22 protein-coding genes and 1 pseudogene are annotated in these 23896 nt (G+C 65.4%); 11 read left to right on the top strand and 12 right to left on the bottom strand.

The window, feature by feature from the left end; all coding sequences use genetic code 11:
* The first annotated feature begins 7 nt into the window (after positions 1-7).
* From ACQP0P_RS00905 to ACQP0P_RS00880, 6 genes are all read left to right on the top strand, one after another.
* Positions 8-1909, top strand: a complete 1902-nt coding sequence (locus ACQP0P_RS00905; protein ID WP_433358906.1) for a hypothetical protein — start codon at positions 8-10, stop codon at positions 1907-1909.
* A gap of 439 nt (positions 1910-2348) precedes the next feature.
* Entirely contained in the window at positions 2349-2798 is a 450-nt protein-coding gene (locus ACQP0P_RS00900; protein WP_433358905.1) for a hypothetical protein, read from the top strand.
* Positions 2799-3439: 641 nt separating this feature from the next.
* Positions 3440-3811 carry a hypothetical protein gene (locus ACQP0P_RS00895; protein ID WP_433358904.1) on the top strand — a complete coding sequence of 124 codons (372 nt, stop codon included), beginning with the start codon at positions 3440-3442 and terminating at the stop codon, positions 3809-3811.
* A 263-nt stretch (positions 3812-4074) separates the two neighbouring features.
* Entirely contained in the window at positions 4075-4533 is a 459-nt protein-coding gene (locus tag ACQP0P_RS00890; RefSeq protein WP_433358903.1) for a hypothetical protein, read from the top strand.
* The gene (locus ACQP0P_RS00885) at positions 4530-6236 is read left to right on the top strand and encodes a hypothetical protein (RefSeq protein WP_433358902.1); all 1707 of its coding nucleotides are present in this window, start codon (positions 4530-4532) and stop codon (positions 6234-6236) included. The genes ACQP0P_RS00890 and ACQP0P_RS00885 overlap by 4 nt, the downstream gene beginning before the upstream one ends.
* Positions 6237-6513: 277 nt before the next feature.
* Positions 6514-7638 (top strand): IS630 family transposase, encoded by a 1125-nt coding sequence (locus ACQP0P_RS00880; RefSeq protein ID WP_433358901.1) that lies wholly within the window; start codon positions 6514-6516, stop codon positions 7636-7638.
* Between the two features lies 1 nt (position 7639).
* On the opposite strand, the gene ACQP0P_RS00875 is transcribed toward ACQP0P_RS00880, so the two are convergent.
* On the bottom strand, positions 7640-7918 hold the full coding sequence (locus ACQP0P_RS00875) for a hypothetical protein (RefSeq protein WP_433358900.1): 279 nt from the start codon (positions 7916-7918) through the stop codon (positions 7640-7642).
* A gap of 174 nt (positions 7919-8092) precedes the next feature.
* Here ACQP0P_RS00875 and ACQP0P_RS00870 point away from each other — a divergent pair.
* A protein-coding gene (locus ACQP0P_RS00870) for an IS5 family transposase (RefSeq protein WP_433358771.1) occupies positions 8093-8982 on the top strand; the annotation gives its coding sequence in 2 pieces (ribosomal slippage) (positions 8093-8498 and positions 8498-8982; 891 coding nt in all).
* A gap of 15 nt (positions 8983-8997) precedes the next feature.
* Here ACQP0P_RS00870 and ACQP0P_RS00865 read toward each other — a convergent pair.
* The 4 genes from ACQP0P_RS00865 to ACQP0P_RS00850 all read right to left on the bottom strand — a co-directional run bounded on the left by ACQP0P_RS00865 (position 8998) and on the right by ACQP0P_RS00850 (position 12485).
* The gene (locus ACQP0P_RS00865) at positions 8998-9276 is read right to left on the bottom strand and encodes a hypothetical protein (RefSeq protein ID WP_433358899.1); all 279 of its coding nucleotides are present in this window, start codon (positions 9274-9276) and stop codon (positions 8998-9000) included.
* A gap of 297 nt (positions 9277-9573) precedes the next feature.
* Positions 9574-9921: a hypothetical protein gene (locus tag ACQP0P_RS00860; protein ID WP_433358898.1), complete on the bottom strand. Its 348-nt coding sequence runs from the start codon at positions 9919-9921 to the stop codon at positions 9574-9576.
* An 81-nt stretch (positions 9922-10002) separates the two neighbouring features.
* Complete coding sequence (locus ACQP0P_RS00855) at positions 10003-10302, bottom strand: hypothetical protein (RefSeq protein ID WP_433358897.1); 300 nt, start codon at positions 10300-10302, stop codon at positions 10003-10005.
* Positions 10303-11690: 1388 nt separating this feature from the next.
* Entirely contained in the window at positions 11691-12485 is a 795-nt protein-coding gene (locus ACQP0P_RS00850) for a ParA family protein (protein ID WP_433358896.1), read from the bottom strand.
* Positions 12486-13769: 1284 nt separating this feature from the next.
* On the opposite strand from ACQP0P_RS00850, the pseudogene ACQP0P_RS00845 reads away from it, so the two are divergent.
* Positions 13770-13889, top strand: a pseudogene (locus ACQP0P_RS00845) (IS630 family transposase); the annotation flags it as partial.
* Between the two features lie 18 nt (positions 13890-13907).
* On the opposite strand, the gene ACQP0P_RS00840 reads toward ACQP0P_RS00845, so the two are convergent.
* Positions 13908-14983 (bottom strand): IS630 family transposase gene (locus ACQP0P_RS00840; protein ID WP_433358895.1). Its coding sequence is split into 2 segments (ribosomal slippage): positions 13908-14440 and positions 14440-14983, totalling 1077 coding nucleotides; the frame shifts between segments, so codons are not numbered across the junction.
* Between the two features lie 313 nt (positions 14984-15296).
* Here ACQP0P_RS00840 and ACQP0P_RS00835 point away from each other — a divergent pair.
* A complete protein-coding gene (locus ACQP0P_RS00835) occupies positions 15297-15443 on the top strand; it encodes a winged helix-turn-helix domain-containing protein (RefSeq protein WP_433358894.1) in 147 nt (48 codons plus the stop codon).
* A 165-nt stretch (positions 15444-15608) separates the two neighbouring features.
* Here the strand turns inward: ACQP0P_RS00835 and ACQP0P_RS00830 are convergent, their stop codons facing one another.
* Positions 15609-15779 carry a hypothetical protein gene (locus ACQP0P_RS00830; RefSeq protein WP_433358893.1) on the bottom strand — a complete coding sequence of 57 codons (171 nt, stop codon included), beginning with the start codon at positions 15777-15779 and terminating at the stop codon, positions 15609-15611.
* A 57-nt stretch (positions 15780-15836) separates the two neighbouring features.
* Positions 15837-15968 (bottom strand): transposase, encoded by a 132-nt coding sequence (locus ACQP0P_RS00825; RefSeq protein ID WP_433358892.1) that lies wholly within the window; start codon positions 15966-15968, stop codon positions 15837-15839.
* A 657-nt stretch (positions 15969-16625) separates the two neighbouring features.
* Here ACQP0P_RS00825 and istA point away from each other — a divergent pair.
* Together istA and istB are read left to right on the top strand one after the other, a co-directional pair.
* Positions 16626-18161, top strand: coding sequence for an IS21 family transposase (istA, locus tag ACQP0P_RS00820; RefSeq protein WP_433358912.1), 1536 nt, complete (start codon positions 16626-16628; stop codon positions 18159-18161).
* 59 nt (positions 18162-18220) lie between these two features.
* Positions 18221-18937: an IS21-like element helper ATPase IstB gene (gene istB / locus ACQP0P_RS00815; protein WP_433358911.1), complete on the top strand. Its 717-nt coding sequence runs from the start codon at positions 18221-18223 to the stop codon at positions 18935-18937.
* A gap of 747 nt (positions 18938-19684) precedes the next feature.
* Here istB and ACQP0P_RS00810 read toward each other — a convergent pair.
* The 4 genes from ACQP0P_RS00810 to ACQP0P_RS00795 form a co-directional block, all read right to left on the bottom strand.
* Positions 19685-20227, bottom strand: coding sequence for a hypothetical protein (locus ACQP0P_RS00810; protein ID WP_433358891.1), 543 nt, complete (start codon positions 20225-20227; stop codon positions 19685-19687).
* 370 nt (positions 20228-20597) lie between these two features.
* Complete coding sequence (locus tag ACQP0P_RS00805) at positions 20598-21266, bottom strand: isochorismatase family protein (RefSeq protein ID WP_433358890.1); 669 nt, start codon at positions 21264-21266, stop codon at positions 20598-20600.
* Positions 21267-21362: 96 nt separating this feature from the next.
* Positions 21363-22598 (bottom strand): isochorismate synthase, encoded by a 1236-nt coding sequence (locus tag ACQP0P_RS00800; RefSeq protein ID WP_433358889.1) that lies wholly within the window; start codon positions 22596-22598, stop codon positions 21363-21365.
* A gap of 113 nt (positions 22599-22711) precedes the next feature.
* Positions 22712-23497, bottom strand: a complete 786-nt coding sequence (locus ACQP0P_RS00795; protein ID WP_433358888.1) for a 2,3-dihydro-2,3-dihydroxybenzoate dehydrogenase — start codon at positions 23495-23497, stop codon at positions 22712-22714.
* Positions 23498-23896 lie beyond the last annotated feature (399 nt).

Here is a 23896-nt window from a genome sequence, read left to right as displayed (position 1 = left end):
TCTGACCGTGTCAACCAACCGCGCGTCGCACACGTTCGACTTCACGTCCCCGCTGACGTTCGTCACTGGCACGACGACGATGGGCAAGTCGACGCTGCTGATGCTGATCAAGCACGCGTTCGGCGGTAACGCGGCTCTAACCCCTGCGGTGGTCCAGCACGTCACCTACGTCGATCTCGCTATCGAGGCGGGGGATTCGTCGCTGATTCTGCGCCGCAGAATCGGCGCCGACTCCGGCCTGGTGGAGATCATCGAACCGGGCTCGCATCGGGTGCAACGCACCTGGGCGGTCAGTCCCAAGCCCGCCGACGGGCCGTCCATCTCCCGGTTCCTGCTGGAGGCGCTGGGCATCCCGGTCGAACGGGTGCCAACGTCCCGGGCCGGCGTCAATTCCCGCACCGTCGCCCTGACCTTCAAAGACATCTTCCGGTACTGCTTCCTGCAGGCTAAGGAGATCGACCGGTCGGTCGTTGGGCATCTCGACACCACGAACATCAACCCGAAACGCATCGCCGCATTCGAGTTGATGTTCGGTCTCACCGACCCGGAACTTTTCGAGCTGAAACGCCAGCGAGGGATCGCCCGCGACCGCGCCAAACAACTGGACAAGGACGCCGCCGCAATCGACCGATTCATCCGCGACACCGGCATCGCCGATGTCGACGAGCTACGGGCCCGCCGCATGGATCTGGTGCAGCAGCTCGCGGCGGCGGAGGACAAGCTGCGAGCGACCCGTGACGAAGTCACCGCACTGACCGGTGCGGAAGAAGACCGCCGCGCCGAGCTGTCCAAGGCCCTGACCGCCTCGAAGAAGCGGCACGAGGAAGCCGACCTGCTCGCGGTCACCGTTCGCGGCCGCGAGGCCACCCTCGCCCAACTGCGCCTAGACCTGGCCAAAGCTGAACGGCGCAGTACCGCGATCGGGCTGCTCGCGCCATTCGAGTTCGCCACCTGCCCGCGCTGCATGCAGGACCTCGACAGCCGCGAGGTCGCCGAGACGGACTGCCGCCTGTGTTGCCAGCCGCTGGCCCCAGTCGTCATCGAAGACCTCCACGCCTCCGACCAGAACGCCGACCGGATCCGGGCACAAATAGTCGAAACGGAAACCCTGCTCCACGCCGACATCACCGCGCTCGAACAGGCCCGGCTGACGGCCCGCCACACGGACCTGCACCTGGATACCCTCCGCCGCGAGTACGACCAAGCGACCGCCAGCGCGGTCTCCCCGCGGATCGAGTCGGTCGCCCAGCTGAGCCGGCAGGCGGAATCCCTGCGCCACGGCATCGACGAGACCGGCCGGCACATGCAGATGTGGCGGCGGCTCGACCAGGTCCGCGCCGAGGCCGTTGCCCACCGTAAGACGGACCGGCAGCTCAAGGTCGACATTGCCGAACGGGAGAGGGCCCTGCGCGCCCGCGGCGCCCAGCTCGATGACATCAGCGCGGCGTTCACCGACGAGGTCGATCTGATCGGCATCCCCGCCGACGGCACCGCTCGCATCGACCCGGACACCTTCCTGCCACTGGTGGGGGACACCGCGTTCGAAGACCTACAGGCCAGCGGAGGCGGCGCTAGTACCGCGCTCAACATCGCTTACCACCTGACCCTGCTCACCACCGCGCTCGACCATCCCGGCGTCCTGCTGCCGAGCCTGCTGATCATCGACTCCCCGCGTAAAGCGATCGGCACCGTCGACCAGGACCGCGAGCTCGGCCGCCGCATCTACGCCCGCCTGGCCACCCTCGCCGAGGCATACAAGGACCGGATCCAGCTGATCGTGGCCGACAATGACATCCCTGCCGAGCTCGTGACCACGCGCAACACGATCGTGCTCACTTCCGAGCGCTCGGCCGTCCCCGGCGTCACCAACACCGGCGTCGGGGAAGGCCAGCGAGTTGAGGACCTATAGACGCCGGGGGACCGCTCAATCGCGCCCGGGAGGATCGAGGCGGGCTACGCGCTCGGATCCACCACCGCGTAGGAGCCGGTAGCGAGCCATGGCGATTAGCCGTGCATGGCAGTCCCCGACGTCATCCCCATCGGATACGAACCTGACTACCACACGGACAGGATCGGCCACTGGGACGGCGATCGTTATCTGGGGTTGTTGGCCTCTTCTCGCAGGTCAGAGAGAGATATTCAGGCAAGTAAGGCACGTTGACTGGCTCACAGCATGTTGCGAGGACCGGGCGCAGGTCTCGACGGCGTAAGCGCGCCGCGGGCCATCGCGCCCCGGCTTAAGGCCGTCCCATTGATCATCGACTGGATGTCCCGTTCCGCTGGCGCGTGTCCCGCTGGCTGCGCATCATCGGAGGATGGGCTCGTGCGGCGGTCATCAATATGCGTTCGTGATCCAGACGCGGGACAGCGGTGACCCGCACTGGTCTTGGATCACCGATTTCGGCAGCAAGGATCGTCTCGTGATCGGGCGCGGGGTGATCGACGATGCCGTGGGAAGCCCGCGGGTCTTCGGCCGCGCTACCTTCCGCGCCTACCTGGATAAGCTGGTTGCACAGGCGCCTGCAGCGGTCGACTACTACTTGTTCGACGACGATCACGGCACCGACTGGCGCATCCTGATATGGGACGTCCCCACCACGGGCTACGACCAGCGCAGCACGGTGCCGCCTCCCGGTGATCCGCTCCGCGCGGGGTACGCCCTCGCGATGGCCATCGAGGGCGGCGAACCGCACTACGTGGGCACATGGAATGGAATCGATGTCCGCAAGCGGCTACGCGATCTGGCGATGCGGGCCGAGGCGTCGCGCACCAGGGAGGCCGTTCCTCCTCCCGTGTGAGCCGCCCCTTCTAGCGCGGTGGCGGCCTGAAGCAGGGCGGGCGGCGCGCCACCTACGCCAGCGGGCTCCTCGTGGCGTTCGGTCCGCATGATCCGGCGGGCGATCAGGGTGCTCACCGCATACGGGCCCTCGCCTATGCCGTGCACGATGGGTTCGAGGTAGACACTCATGTCCAAGACTTATCTTGCGTAGCCAAGCGAAATAGCTGGTCAGCTGCTTGAAGGTCTGTCAGGCACGTCAAGCACGTAGGTTCGGCGCGGTCTCGTTGATCTTCTTGATGATCAACGAGTAAAGACCCCGGCAGCGGCGCTGGCGGGGGCGTGATGGTCAGGGTGGTGCCGGGGTTGGTCACCCGAGGCGGTTGGCTTTCTTCAGGCCAGAGCCCCAAGGTTTCGGGCGCTTCCCAGGCGGTCAGCTGCCGCTCAGGGTTGGTTTCTTGGTGCGCGAACCGGTTGATCAGGTCGGCGATGGCTTGCCGGTCCTGCTCGGGGAGGTCCTGCAGGCCACAGCTGGTTCTCTCTGAGCTTTCGGCGTGGGCGGCCACTTTTCCATCCCGGTTGGCGAATCGCGCTACCCGGGTGCATTTCGGGATGAGACACTCCCCGCAACGAGCCGAACACGGGATCACGATGGGGCGGGCCATGCTGGACTGGTTTGTCGCGATGGGGGCGGGAGCGGGCGGCGGGGCGATCGTCGAAGGTGTCGCGCTGTGGGGGAAGTTGAACGCCTGGCGGGAGGATCGTCAGCAGGTTCGCGCTTCCGGCGAGGGCGATCCGCCGGGGCTGCTCGACTATATCGATGTGTTTCCGGACACGCTGGTCGCGCTGACCCGCGTCGTCATCGGGGCCGTGGCGGGGGTGCTGCTGCGCGACCAGCTGACCGGCTGGATGGCTGCGGTCGTCGTCGGCGCCTCCGGTCCGGCCCTGCTCAGGCGGTTCGGGACGGCGCGGAGCCCCGCAGCCGTCCAACCGGTGCAGGAGGGGCCCTCCCTCACCGAAGGGAGCGGCGCGTGACCGGGTTCGCGGACCGCTATTGGAGGTCGCTCATCGACACGCGCACCCCCTTATCGGCTCGGGTGGCTCGGCGCGGATGGGAGGGGTACGGCTTTTGGAAGCGGTACTGGGCCTCGCTGCTGGATGTCCCGCTCGCGGTGCCCCGTTTCGGCAAGGAGGAGCTGGAGTCCGATCCCGGTCCGGCGCGCCGCCGGAGGAGGCCGCAGGCCCGGCGTGACCCGGAATCCGGGCGCTTCCTCCTTCCTCTGCCGCCCAGGAGGGGTGTGGTCACGGCCGCTGGTTCGGGTGGCGTCGTCCTGAGGGTCTCGGGGCCGGATCGGCTGGAGTTCCTGCTGCACCGGGTCGACGGGCGCGAAGCGGACGCCCAGACATCGGACTACCAGTTGGAGGTCATCTCGCCGGAGAGCGATGATCTTCCGGTCGTCCTATCGGTCTGGTACCAGCGTCTTGGGGACGGCGCCGAGCAGGAGATCCTCATTCCGCTGACTCGGGCACCGCTGGGGCCGGCCAGTTCTGTCATCGGGCTGGCCGGGTATGACCCTGAGGCTTCCTGGCAGATATCCCGGCCAGTTTCTGCGGGTCGGATTCCGGCCTGGAACCTGGGCACTGTCCGCACGTCAGTGGCGGCTGCGGCGAGCCAGGCCACCCTGAGCGCCTGGCATCACGTCGCCGACCGGGTGGACGAGCGGGTTCGCGCCATGATCCTCGGAGACATGCCGTGACGACCGTCAAGAAGGACGCCACAAGCCTGGTTCACCGGGCAGAACTGGACCGGCGGCTGTCGGGGCTGAAGGCGGGAGCAGACGGGTGCTCTCCCAGCGAGGTGGTCCGGGATCTGGCGGCAACCGGGAGATTGTGGTGGGACTGCTGCAAGGAGGCGGTCGCCCACGACCCGGAATGGCTCGCCGGGGACGAGGCGTCGGCGGTGCTGGCGCTGATCGCCGCGCACGCCTCCGGAACCGCCGACGAACGCCGGGCGGTGACCGACTCCGCCACGATGACTCTGCTCGTGGCCCAGGCACTCGGCGCTTCCGATGGCGAGCGGCCGGCCGTCCTTGAACGGGTGGTCGAGCATTGGAGCACCGCCGGGGCGCTTCCACCGAGGCCGGGCGGCGCGGGGCTGCTGGGGCGGGAGGGTATCGCCGCGGCCGACCTCTCCCTACGGCCCCGGCTGGAGGCCTTGGTACGCACGCTGGAGCGGCTCGGCGACGATCCGGTCCGGGCGATGGTCGCGTTGACCGGTCTGCGGCTGGCCAGAGAAGACACGCAGTCGCGGTACGTCGTCCGCATGTCGGTCGTGTTCGGTACGCCCGGAGATAACGGCGCCGAGAAGGGCGCCGCCGGGAGCCTGGAACTGTGGGAGTACCCAGGCGGGCCCGCCGGTCTCTTCCCTGATCCCCAGACGATGGCGGGCGTCCACGCCGACGGCGCTTTCGAAGACGCACTCGCCGTCGCTTGGAACGCCTCGCCGGGACGTCGGGGCGGACGGTGCGTGCTGTGGCGGATCGTCGTCAACGGCGCTGCGGTGCCGTCGGTGGAGGGGCCCTCGCTCGGCGCGGCCTTCGCGCTTGCCCTGCGTGAACTCCTGCGCAGACCCGCCTCGCGCCGCCCATCCGTGGCCGCGGTGCGCGGGTTCCTTCGCGGACCCCGGCCGCGAACCGCGGTCACCGGGGCGATCGACGAGAACGGCCGGCTGACCCACGTGGGCGACATCGAGGACAAGTTCGAGGCCGCCCACCGTAGGGGCTGGCGCCTGGTGGCGCCCCGGGAGAACCAGGGCGATCTCGCAAGCGCCCGGGACCCCGCCGCGATCGTCTTCGCCGACGATCTCAAGGACGCCGGCAGGCTCGCCAGACGCTGGCGCACAGGCCGCGCCCTCGTGGCGCTCGCGGTGGTCCTGCTCCCCGCGGCTGCCGGGTATGGCGTCTACCGATACACCGTCACTGATATCCCAAGGCTGAGAGCGGATGCGACCACGCAGACCGGTGCGGCCGCCTTCGAAGCTTTCGTCCGTTCGCACGAACGCCAGATCGTCTACATCGACGTCAGGTGCGAGTCCTACACCTCGGATGCGAAAGAGATCGATCCGCGATCGCACTGCTGGTTCCAAGGGCAGGACAATTACAGCGACGAATCCCCCACAGCCTTCTTACTGAGCACCTTCTCGCACGCCGCAACCGCCTACGAATGGTGGAACGGCCCCTCCCACGACTCCTGGGCCGGGCAGGGCGTTCTCCTCACCTACTTTCCCCAGAAGCCGGTCGGCAGCAGCACGTTCTTCACCCAGAACAACGGAGATGGCAGCAGCGGCGCAGGCGGCCTCGAAGCGAAGGGCTACTTCGAGATCGTCATCTCCGGAACCGGCTCTTTGGGCCCGCCTGGCCTGGACATCGTGGACCTGCGCCCACGCCCGGCGCCCTCCTGAACACCCACACAGCACGGCACCCGCCGCCGTACACACTGGTCACGCAGGTCAAACCTGCTCGGGTGACAGCCGCCCGTGGCGGATGCCCGCCCCGAGCAACTCGGCGTGGGCGTCCAACTGGGCGATCACTGACTCCGGGATCGCCTTGCCGATCTCATCCTCATTCGGCTCGGCCTGCTTGATGACGTGGCTAGTGCTGTGACCACATAGGTTCGCCGTGTTGGTGGTCGTGGCGGTTGGATGTGCAGTGACATCCGATCCAACCGCTGGAGGCGCGGTGGCCGAGCCTGTCCGTGTGCGCAGACTGACCGACCAAGAAGGGCAACGGCTGCAGCAGATCGTGCGCCGAGCCAGCACCAGTTCGGTGCGCTACCGGCGCGCGATGATGCTGCTGGCCTCGGCCGGCGGGAACCGCGTCCCGGTGATCGCCCAACTGGTACAGGCCGATGAGGACACGGTCCGTGATGTGATCCACCGATTCAACGAGATCGGTCTGGCCTGCTTGGACCCTCGGTGGGCGGGAGGCCGTCCCCGCCTGCTCAGTCCTGACGACGAGGACTTCGTCGTCGTGACGGCCACCACCCGCCCGACCAAGCTCGGCCAGCCCTTCACCCGCTGGTCATTGCGCAAGCTCGTCGCCTACCTGCGCAAGGTGCACGGGCGCATCATCCGCATCGGCCGCGAGGCCTTACGCTGCCTGCTCGCCCGCCGCGGCGTCACCTTCCAGCGCACCAAGACATGGAAGGAATCCCCCGACCCCGATCGGGAGGCGAAGCTGGACCGGATCGAGGAAGTCTTGGACCGCTTTGCGGACCGGGTCTTCGCCTTCGACGAGTTCGGCCCACTCGGGATCCGGCCCACCGGCGGCTCGGGCTGGGCCGCGCAGGGACACCCCAAGCGGCATCCGGCCACCTACCACCGCACCCACGGCGTCACCTACTTCCACGGTTGCTACTCGGTCGGCGACGACACTCTTTGGGGTGTCAACCGCCGCAGGAAGGGCGCCGCGAACACCCTGGCCGCGTTGAAGTCGATCCGCGCCGCCCGCCCCGACGGCGCCCCCATCTACGTCATCTTGGACAACCTGTCCGCGCACAAGGGCGAGCAGATCCGTCGCTGGGCCATCAAGCACCGGGTTGAGCTTTGCTTCACCCCGACCTACGCCTCCTGGGCCAACCCGATCGAGGCTCACTTCGGACCGCTGAGGCAATTCACCATCGCCAACTCCCACCACCTCAACCACCCCGTGCAGACCCGGGCTTTGCACGCCTACCTGCGCTGGCGCAACGCCAATGCCCGCCACCCCGACGTCCTCGCAGCCCAACGCCGCGAGCGTGCCCGTATCCGCAGCGAGAAGGGACTGCGCTGGGGAGGACGACGACCTCTCGCTGCTGCAGCCTGACCTATCGCGCGGCCTGCAACGCCGCCGAGATCTGGGCGACATCCAGGTCGACGACGACCTCCTCGCCATCCCACACGCCGCGCGAGGTGATCGCCAGGCCGATCAAAGCCAGCTCGGCAGCATCGTCACGCAGTTCGTACTCTTCGCGGCTTTCCTCGTCGATCTCGCCTAGCTCATCGCGATCCCAGGCAGCGACCGCCGACTCAGCCACGGACCGAGGTAACCGTACGCGGATCCGACTGATCTGGGGATCGAGATGAGCCCCGATCGCCACCAGCACGGTCCGGTCCTGCTGATACCTCACATACTGTTCGCGATCTCCCACGAGCCGAGAGTACTCAGGCTTGATCGAGTCACCGATCCCAAAGCCGGTGAACATATGCGGTCAGAGCACTAGGGCCTGTCCTGTGAATCTTCGGCCAGAGCATTTGGCCTGGTCGGTGATGCTGGAGGCATGGTTCATCGGGGCGAGCTCACCGATCAGCAGTGGGAGATGATCAAGTCGGTCTTGCCGGAAGGCGGCGGGCAGGGCGGTCAGTGGCGTGACCATCGGCAAGTGATCAACGGGATCTTGTGGCAGGCCCGGACCGGGGCGCCATGGCGGGATGTCCCCGACCGGTACGGGCCGTGGAAGACCCTGCATGAGCGACTGCGCCGATGGACCGCCGACGGTACCTGGGAGGCGATCTTCCAGCACGTCAAGGGAAACGTTCAGCTCGCCGAAGAAGACGATGCCACCGAACTATGGGAGGTGTCGGTCGACTCCACCGTCACCCGGGCGCACCAGCATGCCGCCGGCGCCCGGAAAAAGGGGGATCTGCCGCCATCGGCGCCTCTGGAGCGACGGTGGCGGCCGTCGACGGGGAGGCGCTGGGCCGCTCCCGGGGCGGCCTGACCAGCAAGCTGCACGTGGCGGTGGACGCCGGGTGCCGAATACTGGCCGTCATCCTCACCGCCGGCCAGGCGGGTGACAACCCGCGGCTGATCCCGCTGATCGACCAGGTCATCGCGCCCGCCCATACCGGGCAGCGCCGGGGCTGGCGATTTCGGGTGATCGCCGACAAGGCCTACAGCGCCCGCAGCACCCGCCGCTACCTGCGCCGCCGACGGATCGCCGCGACCATCCCGGAGAAGAAGGACCAGCTGGCCCACCGAAAGAAACGCGGCTCAGCGGGCGGCCGGCCGTATGCCTTCGACCCGAAGATCTACAAGCGGCGCAACGTGGTGGAGCGGGCGATTGCGCGGCTCAAGCGCTACCGCGCACTGGCCTCCCGCTATGCCAAACGCGCCCTCATCTATCGCTCCCAGATTCTGCTCATCGCCACCCTGGACTGGCTCTCATGATTCACAGGACAGGCCCTAGAGTGCCGGACAAAGGAGCCTGATGCCATCCAGGCGTTCGGTGAGCCGGCCCCAGTCCAGCACCCTGAACCACATCGACAGCAGGCTGGACTTGTTCTTGGGGCTCATGTCGCCTCCGTCGGCTTTGACCAGGTGCTCAAAGCCCGCGACGATCGCGTTCATGTCGGCGAATCCCAACGCCGCGACGTCCAGCCCGCCGCCGGGGCGGGCATCCAGCGCCCGGGTCGTGGCCTGGGCCGCCTTGTGCGCCCGGCGGACGTCGATCGCCGTCCCCACGTTACGACCGGCGACGTCCCATGCCGCTCTTGGACCCGCCGCGCTTCGGCGATCGCCCGCCGCCGGTTCTCTGAGCCCGCGTACTGCGCGTCCCACCGGGCCGCCTGCTCCGCCATCCACGCCGCATGCCAGCGTCATCCACACGGTTCTGCCGACACCGCCGGATACCGATCGCTACGAACAGCCGCCCGTGTCATCGCCCTGGACGACGACGACAAGCGTGTGCTGCTGCGCTATGAGGAGAACGGAGGTTTCTGGGCTCCCCAGGCGACTCCCTCGACAGCGGAGAGGAGCACATCACCGCTTCTTCACCCCGAACTTCGAGAGGAACCCGGCATCAAGGAGGGCGAAGTCCCACTGGGTGGGCAGATCGCTGAATGCAGCAAGGAGCAGCAGGTTGGCGGCCAGGAAGTCCGCCAGGTTGAGCGGTACTATTTCGCACGGATCGCGGTTGACGACATTGACCCTGATCGCGCTATCCAGCCCGGCGCCATCCAGGCCCGCCGCTGGTGGGCCCTTGATGAGCTGTGCTCGACGAGCGAGACCATCTACCCAATCGGCCTCAGCGATCTGATCGGCGCCATTCTCGCTGCGGGCGCGCCTGAGCGACCCGTCGTCCTGCGGTGACTCCAGAACATGGTCCAATGGAACACAGGTCAGAGGAAAGGCTTCCTCCGCGACCTAGAGGTCGCGGAGGAAGCCTTAGATCCCGATAATTGACCACGTCTACTCAAGCTCTGTTTCGATCTCCTCGCCCTCCTCATCAAATAGGTAGGCCTCGACGGCGGCACCGATCAGTGCGGACTTATGCCTGATCCCCACCTCAGCCATGATTTCCGTCAGTACGTCATGCTGAGCTGTGTCTAACTGCACCGGCCACGGTACGCGAGAGACCCCTTCCTCAGCCCGCGAACGGCCGATTCGCCGCCCGGGAAACCGGCCTCCTGCGGGGCGGGTACGACTGGTGCGCCGTCGCACCAAGTGTTCCAGAACGCCTTCATCAAGCGCCCACTCGATAGCATCCATCGCGATATCGGCGTACAGAACCCCTGATTGACCACGAGCCAACGCTATGTCATACGCGCGTGGCAGGATGTACACATTAATCTGTCGGGCTTTGCTGATAATCGGTGCAACACGCTGTGGCGCCGAAGGTTTCTTCGACCGTTGTCTAGGGGCTGTAGATTGAGCTGAGGGTCTCTTACCAGCCGGTTGCGCAACCGGCGCTTGTGAGCCCGTCGCGTCGTTCGCCGGTGATGCGATCGCATCGGCTGGTTTAGCCACGGTCGGATTGGTTGTCGTGGATTCTGCTGGTTTGTCAGTAAGCGCTGATGGGGCCGCCGTGACGGTGGCTGCCGTGACTGGGTCCGTAGCCATCGATGCTTCGGTCGTGGGCTTACTTGCCGGTGGTGTCGTCTGAGGGGGCACCACCGGTTGTGAGCCCGTCGCGTCGTTCGCCGGTGATGCGATCGCATCGGCTGGTTTAGCCACGGTCGGATTGGTTGTCGTGGATTCTGCTGGTTTGTCAGTAAGCGCTGATGGGGCCGCCGTGACGGTGGCTGCCGTGACTGGGTCCGTAGCCATCGATGCTTCGGTCGTGGGCTTACTTGCCGGTGGTGTCGTCTGAGGGGGCACCACCGGTTGTGAGCCCGTCGCGTCGTTCGCCGGTGATGCGATCGCATCGGCTGGTTTAGCCACGGTCGGATTGGTTGTCGTGGATTCTGCTGGTTTGTCAGTAAGCGCTGATGGGGCCGCCGTGACGGTGGCTGCCGTGACTGGGTCCGTAGCCATCGATGCTTCGGTCGTGGGCTTACTTGCCGGTGGTGTCGTCTGAGGGGGCACCACCGGTTGTGAGCCCGTCGCGTCGTTCGCCGGTGATGCGATCGCATCGGCTGGTTTAGCCACGGTCGGATTGGTTGTCGTGGATTCTGCTGGTTTGTCAGTAAGCGCTGATGGGGCCGCCGTGACGGTGGCTGCCGTGACTGGGTCCGTAGCCATCGATGCTTCGGTCGTGGGCTTACTTGCCGGTGGTGTCGTCTGAGGGGGCACCACCGGTGCCTCATCGGGTGTCGTAGCGGACGTTCTGACCGACGACAAGGCAGGCATCGTCGCCGGCCGCCGCTCGGTCACTGTCGTGGTTGAGCTGTTCGTCGGTGATTTGGTTGCAATCCCGGAGGAATCGGTGGCTGTGCGACCCACCGGATCTTGACTGGGTGTCGGGGGAGTAAGAGATGACGCTGGTTTGTCCATGATCACCGGGGCAGCCGTATCCCCCAGCGGGTGAGCAGGCGCTGGTAGCGGCTGCGGTTCAGTGGCCGCAGTTCCTACCTTACCGTTCGCGTTGCCTGCAGCGACGATGAGGCCGATGTTCGGCGGCATTCGCGAGCGTGTCTTCTTAGAGGGCTCTTTTGCCATCATGCCACTGCCATCGCATTAGAACGGGACAGGACCTCACCGGCCAGGCGCACATAGTTTGCTGCGGCTGGGCTGGAAGGGAAATGCAGCACAGCCGGCCGCCCATAGCTATAGGCCTTGGAAATAAGACGCGATTTAGCGATGGTCGTTTCGAACACCGGCACTTTCTGAGTAGCCAGGACACCGTCTACCCATCCAGCTTCTTCGGTGTCCTCATCTTTGTTGATGATCACACCAAGGAAGTTGATGGGCTTCGTCCGGTTAGCGTTGATCTCGTTCAGGGACACGCTGAACGAGATGCCTCCACGTGTGGTCATCATCTCAGGCTGCATCACCGCGATGGCATCCTCTGCGAACAAGACAGCATTCTGGTGCAGGATTCCTAGCTCAGGCTTGTTGTCGATGATCACGTCATCGGCGATGTCGCCGAGCTTGTTCAACAGCCGTGTGAGACCCATGAGGTTCGCTGTCCGCTGCATCTCGAAGGCGGCCTGTTCAAGACTTCTCATCTCCGCAGGCATCAGGAGCAACCTTCCACCATTGGGATTTTCGTCTATACGGTCAGTTGCATCGATTAGATGAGCCGTCGGTTCGATCGAAGTATCCAGGAGCAATGTGCCAACGGAGTGCTCCTCCGATGGTGTGACTCCGAAGTAGACGGTTGTATCAGCCTGTAGGTCGAGGTCGACAATGAGCACTCTGCGACCCGCTAGGGCAAGGGCTGCACCGAGGTTTACAGCTGTTGTGGTCTTTCCAGTGCCGCCTTTGAGAGTACCGACAGCCAGTTTGGTCATTGCTCAGACTTCCTGTTCGCGATGTTGCTCGGGGGGACAGAGAGGCGCCTGTGGTGATCGTCACCCAGACCTTGTGTCTGCAGGGCTTACTGGGAAGAGGTTGCCCTCCTGCGTCAGTGGTTGCATCCTCGGGCACTCTACTCCTTCGATCTTGAACTTCTCATGTTTTCAGCGGTGTGGCGCGTCGAAAGTTGATATCAGCAGGCGACGGGTACCTCCGTGAGCTGGTGAGCTGGCCCGTGTCCTAGCTGACTGGATAGTTGGACCTCCTGTCGTTCTACAGGTTGGATCAGCGATGGGGCTCCACATGGGAATGCCTACAGATGGTCCATAGGATTGAAGACGGGTTCACCAACTGCTGTAGCGACTAGTTCCCACTTGACACTACGACGGCCTTGTCTACAGAAGTAGATACAGGGATCACTGGTCGTCTACCTACTTATATACCGATGGCTTGATCTACGCTATCGAGCTTGGTTTCACGATGAGTTATACGACAGCTTGTCGTATAGGATCTCTCCTGGTTGCTCCTAGTTGAATAACTATAAGATGCTCGATGGTAGCTCATAGGTTTTCACTATGACATTGCCATTAGAAGCAATACAGGAACTCTCATTGTTATAGATATATATTCGCCTTCTGGTTTCACTATGGTAGCTCCTACAGGTTTGCTCTGACCTGCGGAAACTTGTTGGTAGCATGCTTGCGCGGCACTCAAAGACGAGCTGTCGACGCGGCTGATGGTGGTGACGTTCGATGTGCCACAGAGGGGCATGGAGAGGGGTGCCGCAGGATGTAACGGCACTGCATCGTGTCACCTACATGCGTTCGTAGGGCATTTACATCCTCCCTGACCTTCAGTGGCTGCTCTCTCGCGTCTGTCCATAGTGCATCATCACCTCGCACACAGATATATGGATTGCTCTTCATGCTGCAGATGTAAGGCTCCTGTCTTGCCAGAAAAATCCTCGTAGCACGACATGATGCTTGCATCATTTGGGCTTGATCCGGGTTGTCGGACACCTGAGGTCAGGGTTCGCCTCTGTGAGGATGACCATCGTTCACTCCGAAGTTCGAGGCCAAGAACGTTGAGCTGTGCTGTCGTAGGAGGTTGCTCGGTCGGTCAGATGTCGGAGGGCTTTGATCTAACCGAGTGTGTAGTGCACAGCCAGGCACACCAGGCAGAGGTCGATGTCGGGCAGAGTGACGGGCTGCTGATCTTTAACTTGTGGAGTTCGGCAGCCCGGTGGAGTCACAGGATCGATGTGGGTGTGTGTCCTGTTCATGAGGTATGCGCAGGGTGGCGGGCTGGCCGCCGCACAACGAACCAAACGAGAACAAGTGCAGCTGCGCGCGGCGGAGCTGTACGCGCCGGGATATACCGATGCACAGGTGGCTACTGAGCCTGAAAGTTGGGCGTTGCTACGGTGGGTCGGACAGGACGAGGCCGGTCTCGGCGATGAATCCGGCCAGGAGTTCGGGTTGGTATTGCATGGGCTTGAGCCGGTTCTTGATCAGGGCGGTCAGCTGGTCGATGTCATCCACGGTGAAGTTGAACAGCTTGGTGCGCAGCGCCGCCCAGATGCCCTCGGCGGGGTTGAGGTCGGGGGCATACGGTGGGAACCGGTAGACCAGCAGCCAGTCTTTCTGGTTGGCGATCCAGGCGCGCATCCGAGCCGAGACGTGTTCGGGCAGGCTGTCCCATACCAGCGAGATCGGGCCGCCCAACTGGGCGTGCGCGGAGTTCAGCAGGGACTGCAGCGCCACCTCGTTGAACCCTTTGTTCTCGTGTTTACGGCGGTGATAGGTGAGCGTGCGGTAGATCAGCCGGGTCCGCTCGCCGGGCCGGACGCACAGCAGCGCGGCGATCGAGGTACGGCCCGAGCCGCGATAGGACACCGGAAGGACCGGTGTGTGGCCCTTGGGTGCCCAGGTTCTGCCTTTGGGCGGTCTTAGGCTCTGGCCGGACTCGTCGGCGAAGACGAGCCACGAGCCCCAGGCCGCCCTGGTGTTTTTATCGCCGACCAGGCCCGTTTCACCCAGGTGGCGACCCGCGCCTCATCGCGTTGGCCGGCCCGGTGCGCGGGCACCTGGAATGACCAGCCCAGCCGCCGCAGCAGGTAGGCCACCGCACGCGGGGTATAGGAGACGTGGAATTTCCGCGCGATCAGCAGGGCGATACGCGGGCTGGTCCAGCGCTGGTCGTCCCAGCCGTGCGCGGCGGCGCCCTGGCCCAGGAGCGTCTCCAGCAGCCTCAACTGCTCGGCGGTGAGTTTGCAGCCGTTGCCCGCGGCGCCTTTGGAGACCAGCGCGGCCTTGCCTCCACGACTCCACAGGGCGTGCCATTCATACGCGGACTTGAGTGTGATGCCCAGCAGTTGGGCGACCCGGGTCGGGGTGATTTCCCCGGCGAACATGTCCGCGGCCCGGAACCGCAGCCTCTGCCGACGGTCCCGCTCTGGCGCGGACAGTCCTCCGCTTCTATCGGAGTACCTCATCCTTCAAGACTGCCACCTGGACAAATACCACCTGGCAGGCGCCTGGTAGTTACCTCACGCCCACACTTCTTGATCAGTAGGGAACTGCGGGTCACACGGGTGTCGGCGAGCCGGCGGCGACGGGCGGTGGTAAGACGCTGGCTTCTAAAGGGCAGGCCTCGCTGCCGCAGCTGAGCGCGGCGCAGTTCGCCAGGCAGAAGGCCGTGTTGAACCGGGGAGTAGCTGCACACGGATAGCCTGGCCAGCGCTGGATGCTCGCGTGGGTCAAGACACTGATCGGGCGGATGTTCTACCTGTTCTACTCGCTGGCGGGATGTGGAAGCTGCTGCGTCGTCACGGCTGGTCGTGTCAGGTGCCGGCGCGCCGAGCGATCGAGTATGACGAGAAGGCGGTCACGTTCTGGAAGAGTGGGTGTGATCGGCAGTGGGAAAACCCGGCGGACCCAGGCGCCTGGGTCTGATCGGAAAATCACCCAGTTTGGCCAGGCAAGCAGCAGCGGACTCTGACCGATGATCGTCGCTCAGGGGCGTGCAGGACAGTAATTTGGTCAGGCAGCGGGCTGGAGGGTGACCAGGGATGGAGTGATTCGAACTGGCGGATGTGGCTGCAGGTCTTGCGGTCCTTGTCAACGCGGGTGGTGTAGTAGTCGGCCCCCAGGTCGTACCCAGCCCTGCACGGGAACGCGTACGCCGATAAGCAGGGTCTTGAGCTTGCTGCGGCGTTTGACGATGCGCCAGTAGCGCTCGCCCAGGAAGGTGGCGGTTTTGGCCGCCGCGGCGGCGAGTTCGCCCAGCACGCCCTTGAGGCAGGAGTTGCCCTTCCCGGTTTTACCGGCTCGGGCCTTGCCGTCCGACTACAGGGTTGTGGGCGTCAGTTTGGCCCACGAAACCAGGTGGTCGGCGGCGGGAAACCGGCTCATGTCCAGGCCAATCTCGACGATGATGACCTGGGCGGCTTTCACGTCGAGACCGGGTATCTCATCCACCCGGGCGACCGTCGGGAGCGTGACATCAGCCGCGCGCCCTTGGCCTGATCAGACCGTCTCCCGCAGCACGATCTTCGATTTCGCTGAAAGTTGATACAAGCTGCACCAGCTATATAGCGAGTCTTGTGCTTACCCCCTGACGACGTGGAGACTCCGTTATGCGGCGACGGCCTCCTGGCGCCTTGCCCTAGTGGCCGCCCTCGCACCGTGATCTGTTGCTTGTAGCCGATCGGTGGTAGCCCTTCGGTGGCTGGCTCAGGGAAACGGGCTGGCGGCAGTATCGACATCGCGCCCTGTGTCAACGGATGCGCCGTAGTCCTGGGGCGACCGCACAGCTCCATGTTGTGTGGCGTCATGATCCACGGGCCGGGAACCGCCTGTCAGGGAGCGATCCCGGCCGAGTGCCCTGATGGACTGTATTGAAGGCTGCGGATGAGAGCGGCCACGTGGAACTCTTGATCAGCGGACAGGAAAGTCGCGGCTGATGGACACAGGTTCTTGGTTGGTGGCCATCAAAAGTCCTGGTCAATGGCCAGGTTGATCTCCTGATCCTGTCCGTGTGTCATAGCGCGGGTCCCCCTCCGCGGGGGCTTGGGTTGCCGGTTGTCGAGACCTTGCACCCCAGACCCGCGGAGGGGGCCCGTGACGAAGTCTGGCATGGAGCTGATGGAGATTTACGAGGCCTACGACCTGACCGGGTGCGCCTGGTCGGCGGCGCAACTGGCGGGGTGTGACCCCAAGACGGTACGCCGGTATATCGCGATCCGCGCGGCGGGCGGCAACCCGCACCAGCCGACGCCCCGGCCCAAGGCGATCGACACCTTCCTGGCGAAGATCGAGGAGAAGGTCGACCGGTCGAAAGGGAAGATCCGCGCGGATGTGGTGCACAAAGACCTGGTCGCGATGGGATTCGCCGGCTCTGAGCGGACCACGCGGCGGGCGGTCGCCGAGATCAAGGCGGCGTGGAAAGCCGGACGGCGGCGCGTCTACCGGCCCTGGGTGCCCGAGCCGGGAATGTGGCTGCAGTGGGACTGGGGCGAAGGCCCGCGGATCGGACAGCGCCGCACGCAGCTGTTTTGTGCCTGGCTGGCCTGGTCGCGGTTTCGAGTGGTGATCCCAGCGTGGGATCAGACACTGGCCACGTTGACATCATGCCTGGACGCGACGCTGCGGCGGCTGGGCGGGGCGCCGACGTATCTGCTGACCGACAACCCCAAGACGGTCACGATCGAGCACATCGCCCGCATCGCGGTGCGCCACCCGCAGATCGTCGAGCTGGGACGGCATTACGGCTGCGTGGTAACGACCTGTGAGCCGTTCGATCCCGAGTCCAAGGGCGGAGTGGAGGCGACGGTGAAGATCGCCAAGGCGGATCTGGTGCCCACTCACACCAACCTCCGCGCCGCCTATGGGAGTTTCACCGAGTTGGAGGCCGCGTGCGCCACCTGGAGTGAGCACATCAACGGCCGCCGCCATCGCGAGACACACCGGCCGCCGATCGAGATGCTGGCCGAGGAACGCGCTCGCCTGCACGTGCTGCCCGCCGATCCCTACGTGCTCGCGCTCGGGGCCGAGCGCCTGGTCGGTGACGACCGGACCGTCCGCTGGGGCGATGTGCGCTACTCGGTGCCACCCGGCCACGAAGGACAGAGGGTCTGGTGCCGCGTCCAGGGCGAGGAGTTGGTCATCGTCGGCTGCTCCAGCGCCGATGAGCACGCTCACCACGCTCACCACGGTCTGAAGGAACTGTGGCGGCATCGGCTGTCGGTTCCGGGCCGGCCGCAGATCGTCGATGCCCACTATCCCGAGCATGAGGGCGGCAACGGCCCCAAAGCGCCCCGGCCTCGCCCGCAGACCAAGGCCGAAGAAGCGTTCCTGGCGATCGGGCCGGGTGCGCAGGCGTGGCTGATCGAGGCCGCCGCCACCGGAGTGGCGCGGATCCGCGCCAAGATGGCCCGCGCGGTCGAGTTGAGGAGCCTGCTGGGCGCGGCCCGGGTGGATGAGGCGCTCGGCCTGGCCGCGATCAACGGCCGATTCGCCGAAGCCGACCTGGCCTCCATCTGCGATCACCTCGCCTTGCACGAGCGCGCCGGTGAAAACCTCCGCGTCGATGAGGCTCACTCGGCTCAGCCCGGCACTGCCTCCTGGGCTGCCTTCGGTAACACCGGCAACGTCAAAGGAGATCACTCGTGAGCGTCACCCTGCCCGCGGCCCCACCGGTCCCGGCCGAGTTGGAGGCCCTGTTTCGCCGGATGCGTTTTCCTTATGCCCGCAAAGCGGCGCCCGAGGTGCTGGCGACCGCCCGCGCGCAACGCTGGGACCCAGCAGAAGTCGTGCGCGTCCTGCTCAATGAGGAGGTCGTCGGCCGTGACCAGGCGACCCGCCGCAACCGGCGCAAGAGCGCGGGCTTTCCCTCCGGCAAGACCTTCTCCTCCTGGCGCCAGGAGGACTCCACGATCAACGAGGCCACCCAGAACGCGCTGATGACGCTGGAATGGGTCGGCCGCGCGGAGAACCTGGTGATCGCCGGGCCGTCCGGCACCGGCAAGTCCCACTTCGCTGAGGCACTGTCGCATCTGGCGATCGAGAAGGACCTGCGGGTGGCCTGGTTCACCCTGGAGTCTCTCAGTGCCACGGTCGGCCGAGCCAAGATCGACGGATCGGTCTCGCGCGCCATCGGCCGCATCTGCCGCAGCGACGTCATCGTTATCGACGACATCGGGTTGCTGCCGGTCGGCCACGAGACCGCCGAGGCGTTCTACCGCGTTATCGATGCCGCCTACGAGCGCCGCTCGGTCGCGGTCACCAGCAACATCCACCCGTCGGGCTTCGACACCATCATGCCCAAGACGCTCGCCACCGCGACCGTCGATCGGCTGATGCACCACGCCCATCTGGTGGAGACCAGCGGCGACTCCCACCGCCTGGCTGAGGCCCTGTCCGGACGCGGGGTGATCTCGTTGACCTGATCGCTCACCGGGAGATCGCCCTGGCCACCCGCCGGGATTTCCGGTGACCGCACCAGGAATTTTGATGGCCACCAGCCAGGAGAAATCTGGCCGCTTAACTGGAGAACGGCGTGTCCGCTAGCAGCGGAGAGGGCTATGACGGTAAGAGAAGTCGAGCCTTGGCAAAAAAGCACTGGCAGTCCACCGCCTCGCAACCAGTAGGCATCCGATCTATGTGGATACCCTCTGACCAGGTAAAATAGCGTTATGCTGCCCTGTGGGTTTTTCCGGGACAAGTTGTGAGTCAGAGGGGTGGCGAGGTGCGTGCGGAGAGAAATCTGATCGTTTCAAGATCATCAAGGCGGTCCGATCGCACTTCGTCAATACATTATTGACAAGCAATCGCTTGGTTGAAAACAGACAATTCGCACACGAAAGCTTGGCGACTGTTGAGCCGTCTTACAGCTTTGAAAGTGACAGCTACATATCCGGCGGGTCGCCATCCTCACGGGCGAGGCTGTGCTTGATGTGCTACACCCCGCCGGGCGCGACCCCGCTCAGCACGGGCCTGATGCCGACCGCTTCGACCTCACCTGGCGTCAGCAGCCCCACCTGAGTTTCGGGTACTGAACCTGAAAGCTCGACGTTGCCTGTGATCATGCTTCTGGCCTGGGCGGACAGAGATATTCCGGGTAATGCCAACCTTCGATCACCAGTAGTCTCGGAACGGCGGATGGAAGCTCATCCTCATCGCGAGCCGGTAGCCGGTCAGAGGAAGAAGATCACCAGAATGGTGAGGCCGAGGCTCAATGCCACGAAGCGGAGCGTTCTCGGACTTCGGCCGGCCTCGCGGCGAGAGGAGAGCACCAGTACGGTGACCACGGCCAGCGCCGTCAGGAGATGCAAGCCGTACCACCAGGGAGTGGGCAGCTTTTCCAGGACGGTTCCGGTGAGCAGGTCATCGGCGGAGCCGTAGCCGGCCAGACCGCCGAGCAGGACCAGACCCAGGGCCGCGAGGGCGTAACGGGATCGGCCGAGCAGGATCCAGACGACGATTCCCAGGACGAGCAGGACCGAGGAACTGTGGTGCAGGTGCCGGATGAGCAGGCCGCCACGCACCTCGGAGCTGATCTTCAGGATCGAGTCGTAGGCCGCGCTCACGGGGACACCCCGCAGCGGCTCGTAGAAGCCGTTGTAGGGGACCATCTGGTTGCTCGGTGTGTAGAAGAAGGCCAGGAAGCCGCCGGTGAGCAGGATGACAACGAAACAGTAGATCAGCATCTCGCCCACCAGCTGCCGCATTCGCTCCATTCGGCGCATTTCACCACAACGGCTCGGCGCCGTCTGGGTTTCTGATCAATTCCAGGAGTACGACGCCCCTGGCCTTCATCCTCGACGCGCTCCGCGCGGTACCCCTGAACCGGCAGGTACGGCAGGAGGCCCCAGGGTGTGTCTGTCCGGGACCTCCGAAGCACCGACCAACATAGGCCCAGCCTGTTGTGGGGCGGTCCTCTGCACACTGCCCCACCTGGAGAAACGGAACAGTACCTCCTGGGCCCGCCGCCGCACCCGCGCCGCCGGCACCACTTCCCGCCCTCGTCTGCAGATCCGGGGGCCAGAACGTGCGGCCGCTTGGTAATGGTCTGAGCGTCGCAGCCGCCAGCCCATCACCGCGAGCAGGTCAGGAAGTATCAGCCAGCGTGTCCTGACGCACCGGCGTCAGCCGAGCGATGATCTGTTCGGTGCTGAAGGTGACGCCGTAGAGTTCGGCGGCCGAGGTCAGCGCTTGCCGATGGTCTGCGGCGCTGAAGTCCGCGACCGCGTCGAGAGCGATGATCGGCTGGATGTCGTGCTGGAAGGCATCGGCTGCGGTGGCCAGCACCCCGATGTGGGCGTAGACGCCGCAGATGATGAGCTGGTCTCGGTTCAGCGCGGTCAGCAGTTCGGTCAGGTGGGTGCGTTTGAAGGCGCTGTAGCGGAATTTCGGCAGCTGGATCTCTCCCTTGCGGGGGGTGAGCGGCTCGATGATGTCGGTGTGGGCGGGATCGGCGCCGATGCCCTTCCCCCACAACTCCAGCAGCAGGCCGCGCTCCGCGGGGTTTTGCCCGCCGGGCTGGGCCGAGTAGATGATCGGTATTTGCAGGCTCGCGCAGTGCCCACGCAGGCGGTGGGTGTTGTCGACCAGCTCGACGAGGGGGGAGTGGCCTGGGCTGAAGGGGTCCAGGAAGTAGCGCTGCATGTCGTGGATGAGCAGCGCGGTGCGTTCGCCGTCGGGGGACCAGGGCAGCCGGTTGGCAGGCAGGTCGGCAGAGGTGGGCATCGCGTACGGGGCGATGGGGGCGATCGCCATGGGCGCTCTCCTTGGTGGGGGTGGAGCAGGATGGGAATAGGGCGGGGGTGAGACGGTCATCGCGGCCGAGGGGAGTCTGGTGAGTGGGCCGCGCGGTCAGATGATGCTGCGCACGCCCAGGGCGTGCAGCAGAGTGCTGGCTTTGGCGCTGGTCTCGGCGAGCTCGTGCTCGGGGTCGGATCCCGAGACGATGCCCGCACCGACGAACAGGCGCACCGCTTGTGCGCTCACCTCGGCACAGCGGATGGCCACCGCCCACTCTCCGTCGCCACGGGCATCGCTCCAGCCCACCAGCCCGGCGTAGAGACCGCGTTCGAAGCCTTCGAGGTCGGTGATGGCGGCGCGGGCGGTGGCGGTGGGGGTGCCGCAGACCGCCGGAGTGGGGTGCAAAGCCGCGGCTAGCGTCAGCGAGCAGGTGTCGCTACTGCGCAGGTGGCCGTGCACGCGCGTCGACAAGTGCCACATGGTGGGGGTGCTGACCAGATGCGGCTCGGCCGGCACGGTGAGGCGTATACAGTGCGGCGCCAGGGCGTCAGCGACGGCCTCGACGACTAAACGGTGTTCACGGCGGTCTTTGAGCGAGCGCAGCAGCGTGCTCGCGCGCTGGCGATCGGTGATTGGATCGGCCGAGCGGGCGGTTGATCCGGCCAGCGGGTTGGAGGTGACGACGCGTTCGTGCCGGGAGATGAGCAGTTCGGGACTCGCTCCGATCAGGGTGCGATCACCTGCGGCCATTGGCACGGCGAAGGTATAGCCGCCGTGACCCACCAGCCGACTCAGTAACTGCCGCACGTCGATGGGCCGGCCGTCCTGCAGGGTCAGTTCCAGCTGCCGGGCGAGCACGACCTTGTCCAGGCTTCCTTGTTCGATGCGCTTCAGCGCAGTTCGCACCGCGGCCAGGTAGAGGGCGGGGGGCGGGGTCTGCTCGATGCGCCAGGCGCGTGGCGGCGCGTTGGTGCGCGGTGCGGGCGGCAGGGGGGCTGACCATTGCACGTCGGTGGGCACACTCAGCTGAGCCGAGCCGTCGAAGCCGATCGCGCCGGCGGCGATCGCTTCAAAGCGGTGGTCTGAGGCAGCCAAGGCGTGGGCCACCTGCTCGGCCAGCGAGACGGGCGCGCTGCCAGATCTCGCTTCCGGGGCCGGGTCCGGGGGGGAGCCGGGGGCGGGGGAGGGCAGAAGGCGGCCGGTGATTTGGGTGTGCGGTCCCTGGGCCAGCACGGTGTAGTCGGCGCTGGCCAGAAGGATCGAGGTGGCGGGGTCGTAGTCAGCGATCGCCGTGGGCAAAGCGGTGGTGGGGCGGTGCAGCAGCGGGGACAGGGTGGACAGCGACATGCTGGGCTCCTGAAGTGCGGAAGTGGTGATGAGAGGCGATGCCGGGGCGGGGCGTGGGGTCGAGAGACTGCCGACGGGGTGTGGGCGGTGTGGGTAAGGCCTCGCTTGGACAGTCAGCCGCTGAGACTGGCGCCGCCGTCGACGATGAGGTCGTGCATGGTGATGTGCCGAGCACGCGCGGAGGCCAGGAACAGCACGGCGTCGGCGATGTCAGCGGGAGTGGCAATGCGGCCCAGCGGGATCCCGGGGCGAAACCTCGCCAGTGAACCGGTGATCACTGCATGTGCGTCGTCAGGGCTCGTCCACAGCTGACGTTGCATGGAGGTGTCGGTGGAGCCGGGGGAGACGGTGTTGCAGCGGATGCCGTGCACGGCGAGCTCCAAGCCGAGGCATTTGATGAACATTCGGGTGGCGGCCTTGGAAGCGGCGTAGGCGGCCATGTTCATCCGGGGCACGCTCGCGGCGTTGGAGGCGACCGCGATGATCGTCCCGCGTCGGCGGGGGATCATGTGCTGGGCCGCGGCCTGGCAGGTGTGCATTACTGCGTCGAGGTTGACCGCCATGACCTCACGCCAGTCAGGGGCGGTGATCTCGGTCGCCGGCCCGGTACGCAACACACCGGCCGCGGCGATGAGAATGTCGATGCCTCCAAACTGCTCTGCGATGGTGTCGATGGCGGTGCGCACCGCGGGGGCGTCGCGGACGTCAACCACGACGGGGTGCGCACCTGCCAGGTCCTCGGCCAGGCGCTGCAGTGGGGCGGGCTGGATGTCCATCGCGACGATTGTCACGCCGTGATCGGCCAGGGTGGCGCAGATGGCCGCTCCGATGCCCTGGGCGGCTCCGGTCACCACCGCGACCTGGCCCGCCAGGTCATCGGAGTTTGAGATGGAGGGCACGGCGGGTCTCCTCATCGGCAATCGCACCGCCGCGGCGGTGAGGGGGAAAACAGGGGCGTTCATCGGAGGAGCTTCCCTCCGCGATCACCTCTGTCAAGAGGGTTGTCAAGTTAGGAGTCAGGGGTTCGTCTCGGAAAGGGTAGTGCTGTACCGAAACCAATTCGTGTCTGTTTTGTGACATGAAAGGCAGGTCCTGCCGTGTCGCACCGCTGCATCGAGGTAAACAGCCAGCTCAGAGGATTCATTCTGGATGCCTTTGAGTTGCCGCTTGCAGGTGCCGATGCTGCGGAGGGCGTCGGAGCTGGCTGCGAGATGACAGTTCGATGGCACCGTTATGTGCCGGGCCCTGGCATTTCCAAATGCTTTCTGACAATCTCTGTCAAGCAAGAAGGAGGTAGT

This window comes from Streptosporangium sp. CA-115845 (assembly GCF_050943795.1).
Classification (GTDB): Bacteria; Actinomycetota; Actinomycetes; order Streptosporangiales; family Streptosporangiaceae; genus Streptosporangium.
The sequence above is the reverse complement of the archived record's forward strand: the minus strand, read 5'-3'. Positions and strand labels throughout refer to the sequence as shown.

Coding starts and splice junctions, on each gene's coding strand:
- ACQP0P_RS00895 (WP_433358904.1), top strand. CDS start 3,440: ATGCTGGACTGGTTTGTCGCGATGGGGGCGGGAGCGGGCGGCGGGGCG.
- ACQP0P_RS00855 (WP_433358897.1), bottom strand. CDS start 10,302: ATGGATGCTATCGAGTGGGCGCTTGATGAAGGCGTTCTGGAACACTTG.
- ACQP0P_RS00850 (WP_433358896.1), bottom strand. CDS start 12,485: ATGACCAAACTGGCTGTCGGTACTCTCAAAGGCGGCACTGGAAAGACC.
- ACQP0P_RS00835 (WP_433358894.1), top strand. CDS start 15,297: ATGTGGAAGCTGCTGCGTCGTCACGGCTGGTCGTGTCAGGTGCCGGCG.
- istA (WP_433358912.1), top strand. CDS start 16,626: ATGGAGCTGATGGAGATTTACGAGGCCTACGACCTGACCGGGTGCGCC.
- istB (WP_433358911.1), top strand. CDS start 18,221: ATGCGTTTTCCTTATGCCCGCAAAGCGGCGCCCGAGGTGCTGGCGACC.
- ACQP0P_RS00810 (WP_433358891.1), bottom strand. CDS start 20,227: ATGGAGCGAATGCGGCAGCTGGTGGGCGAGATGCTGATCTACTGTTTC.
- ACQP0P_RS00805 (WP_433358890.1), bottom strand. CDS start 21,266: ATGGCGATCGCCCCCATCGCCCCGTACGCGATGCCCACCTCTGCCGAC.
- ACQP0P_RS00800 (WP_433358889.1), bottom strand. CDS start 22,598: ATGTCGCTGTCCACCCTGTCCCCGCTGCTGCACCGCCCCACCACCGCT.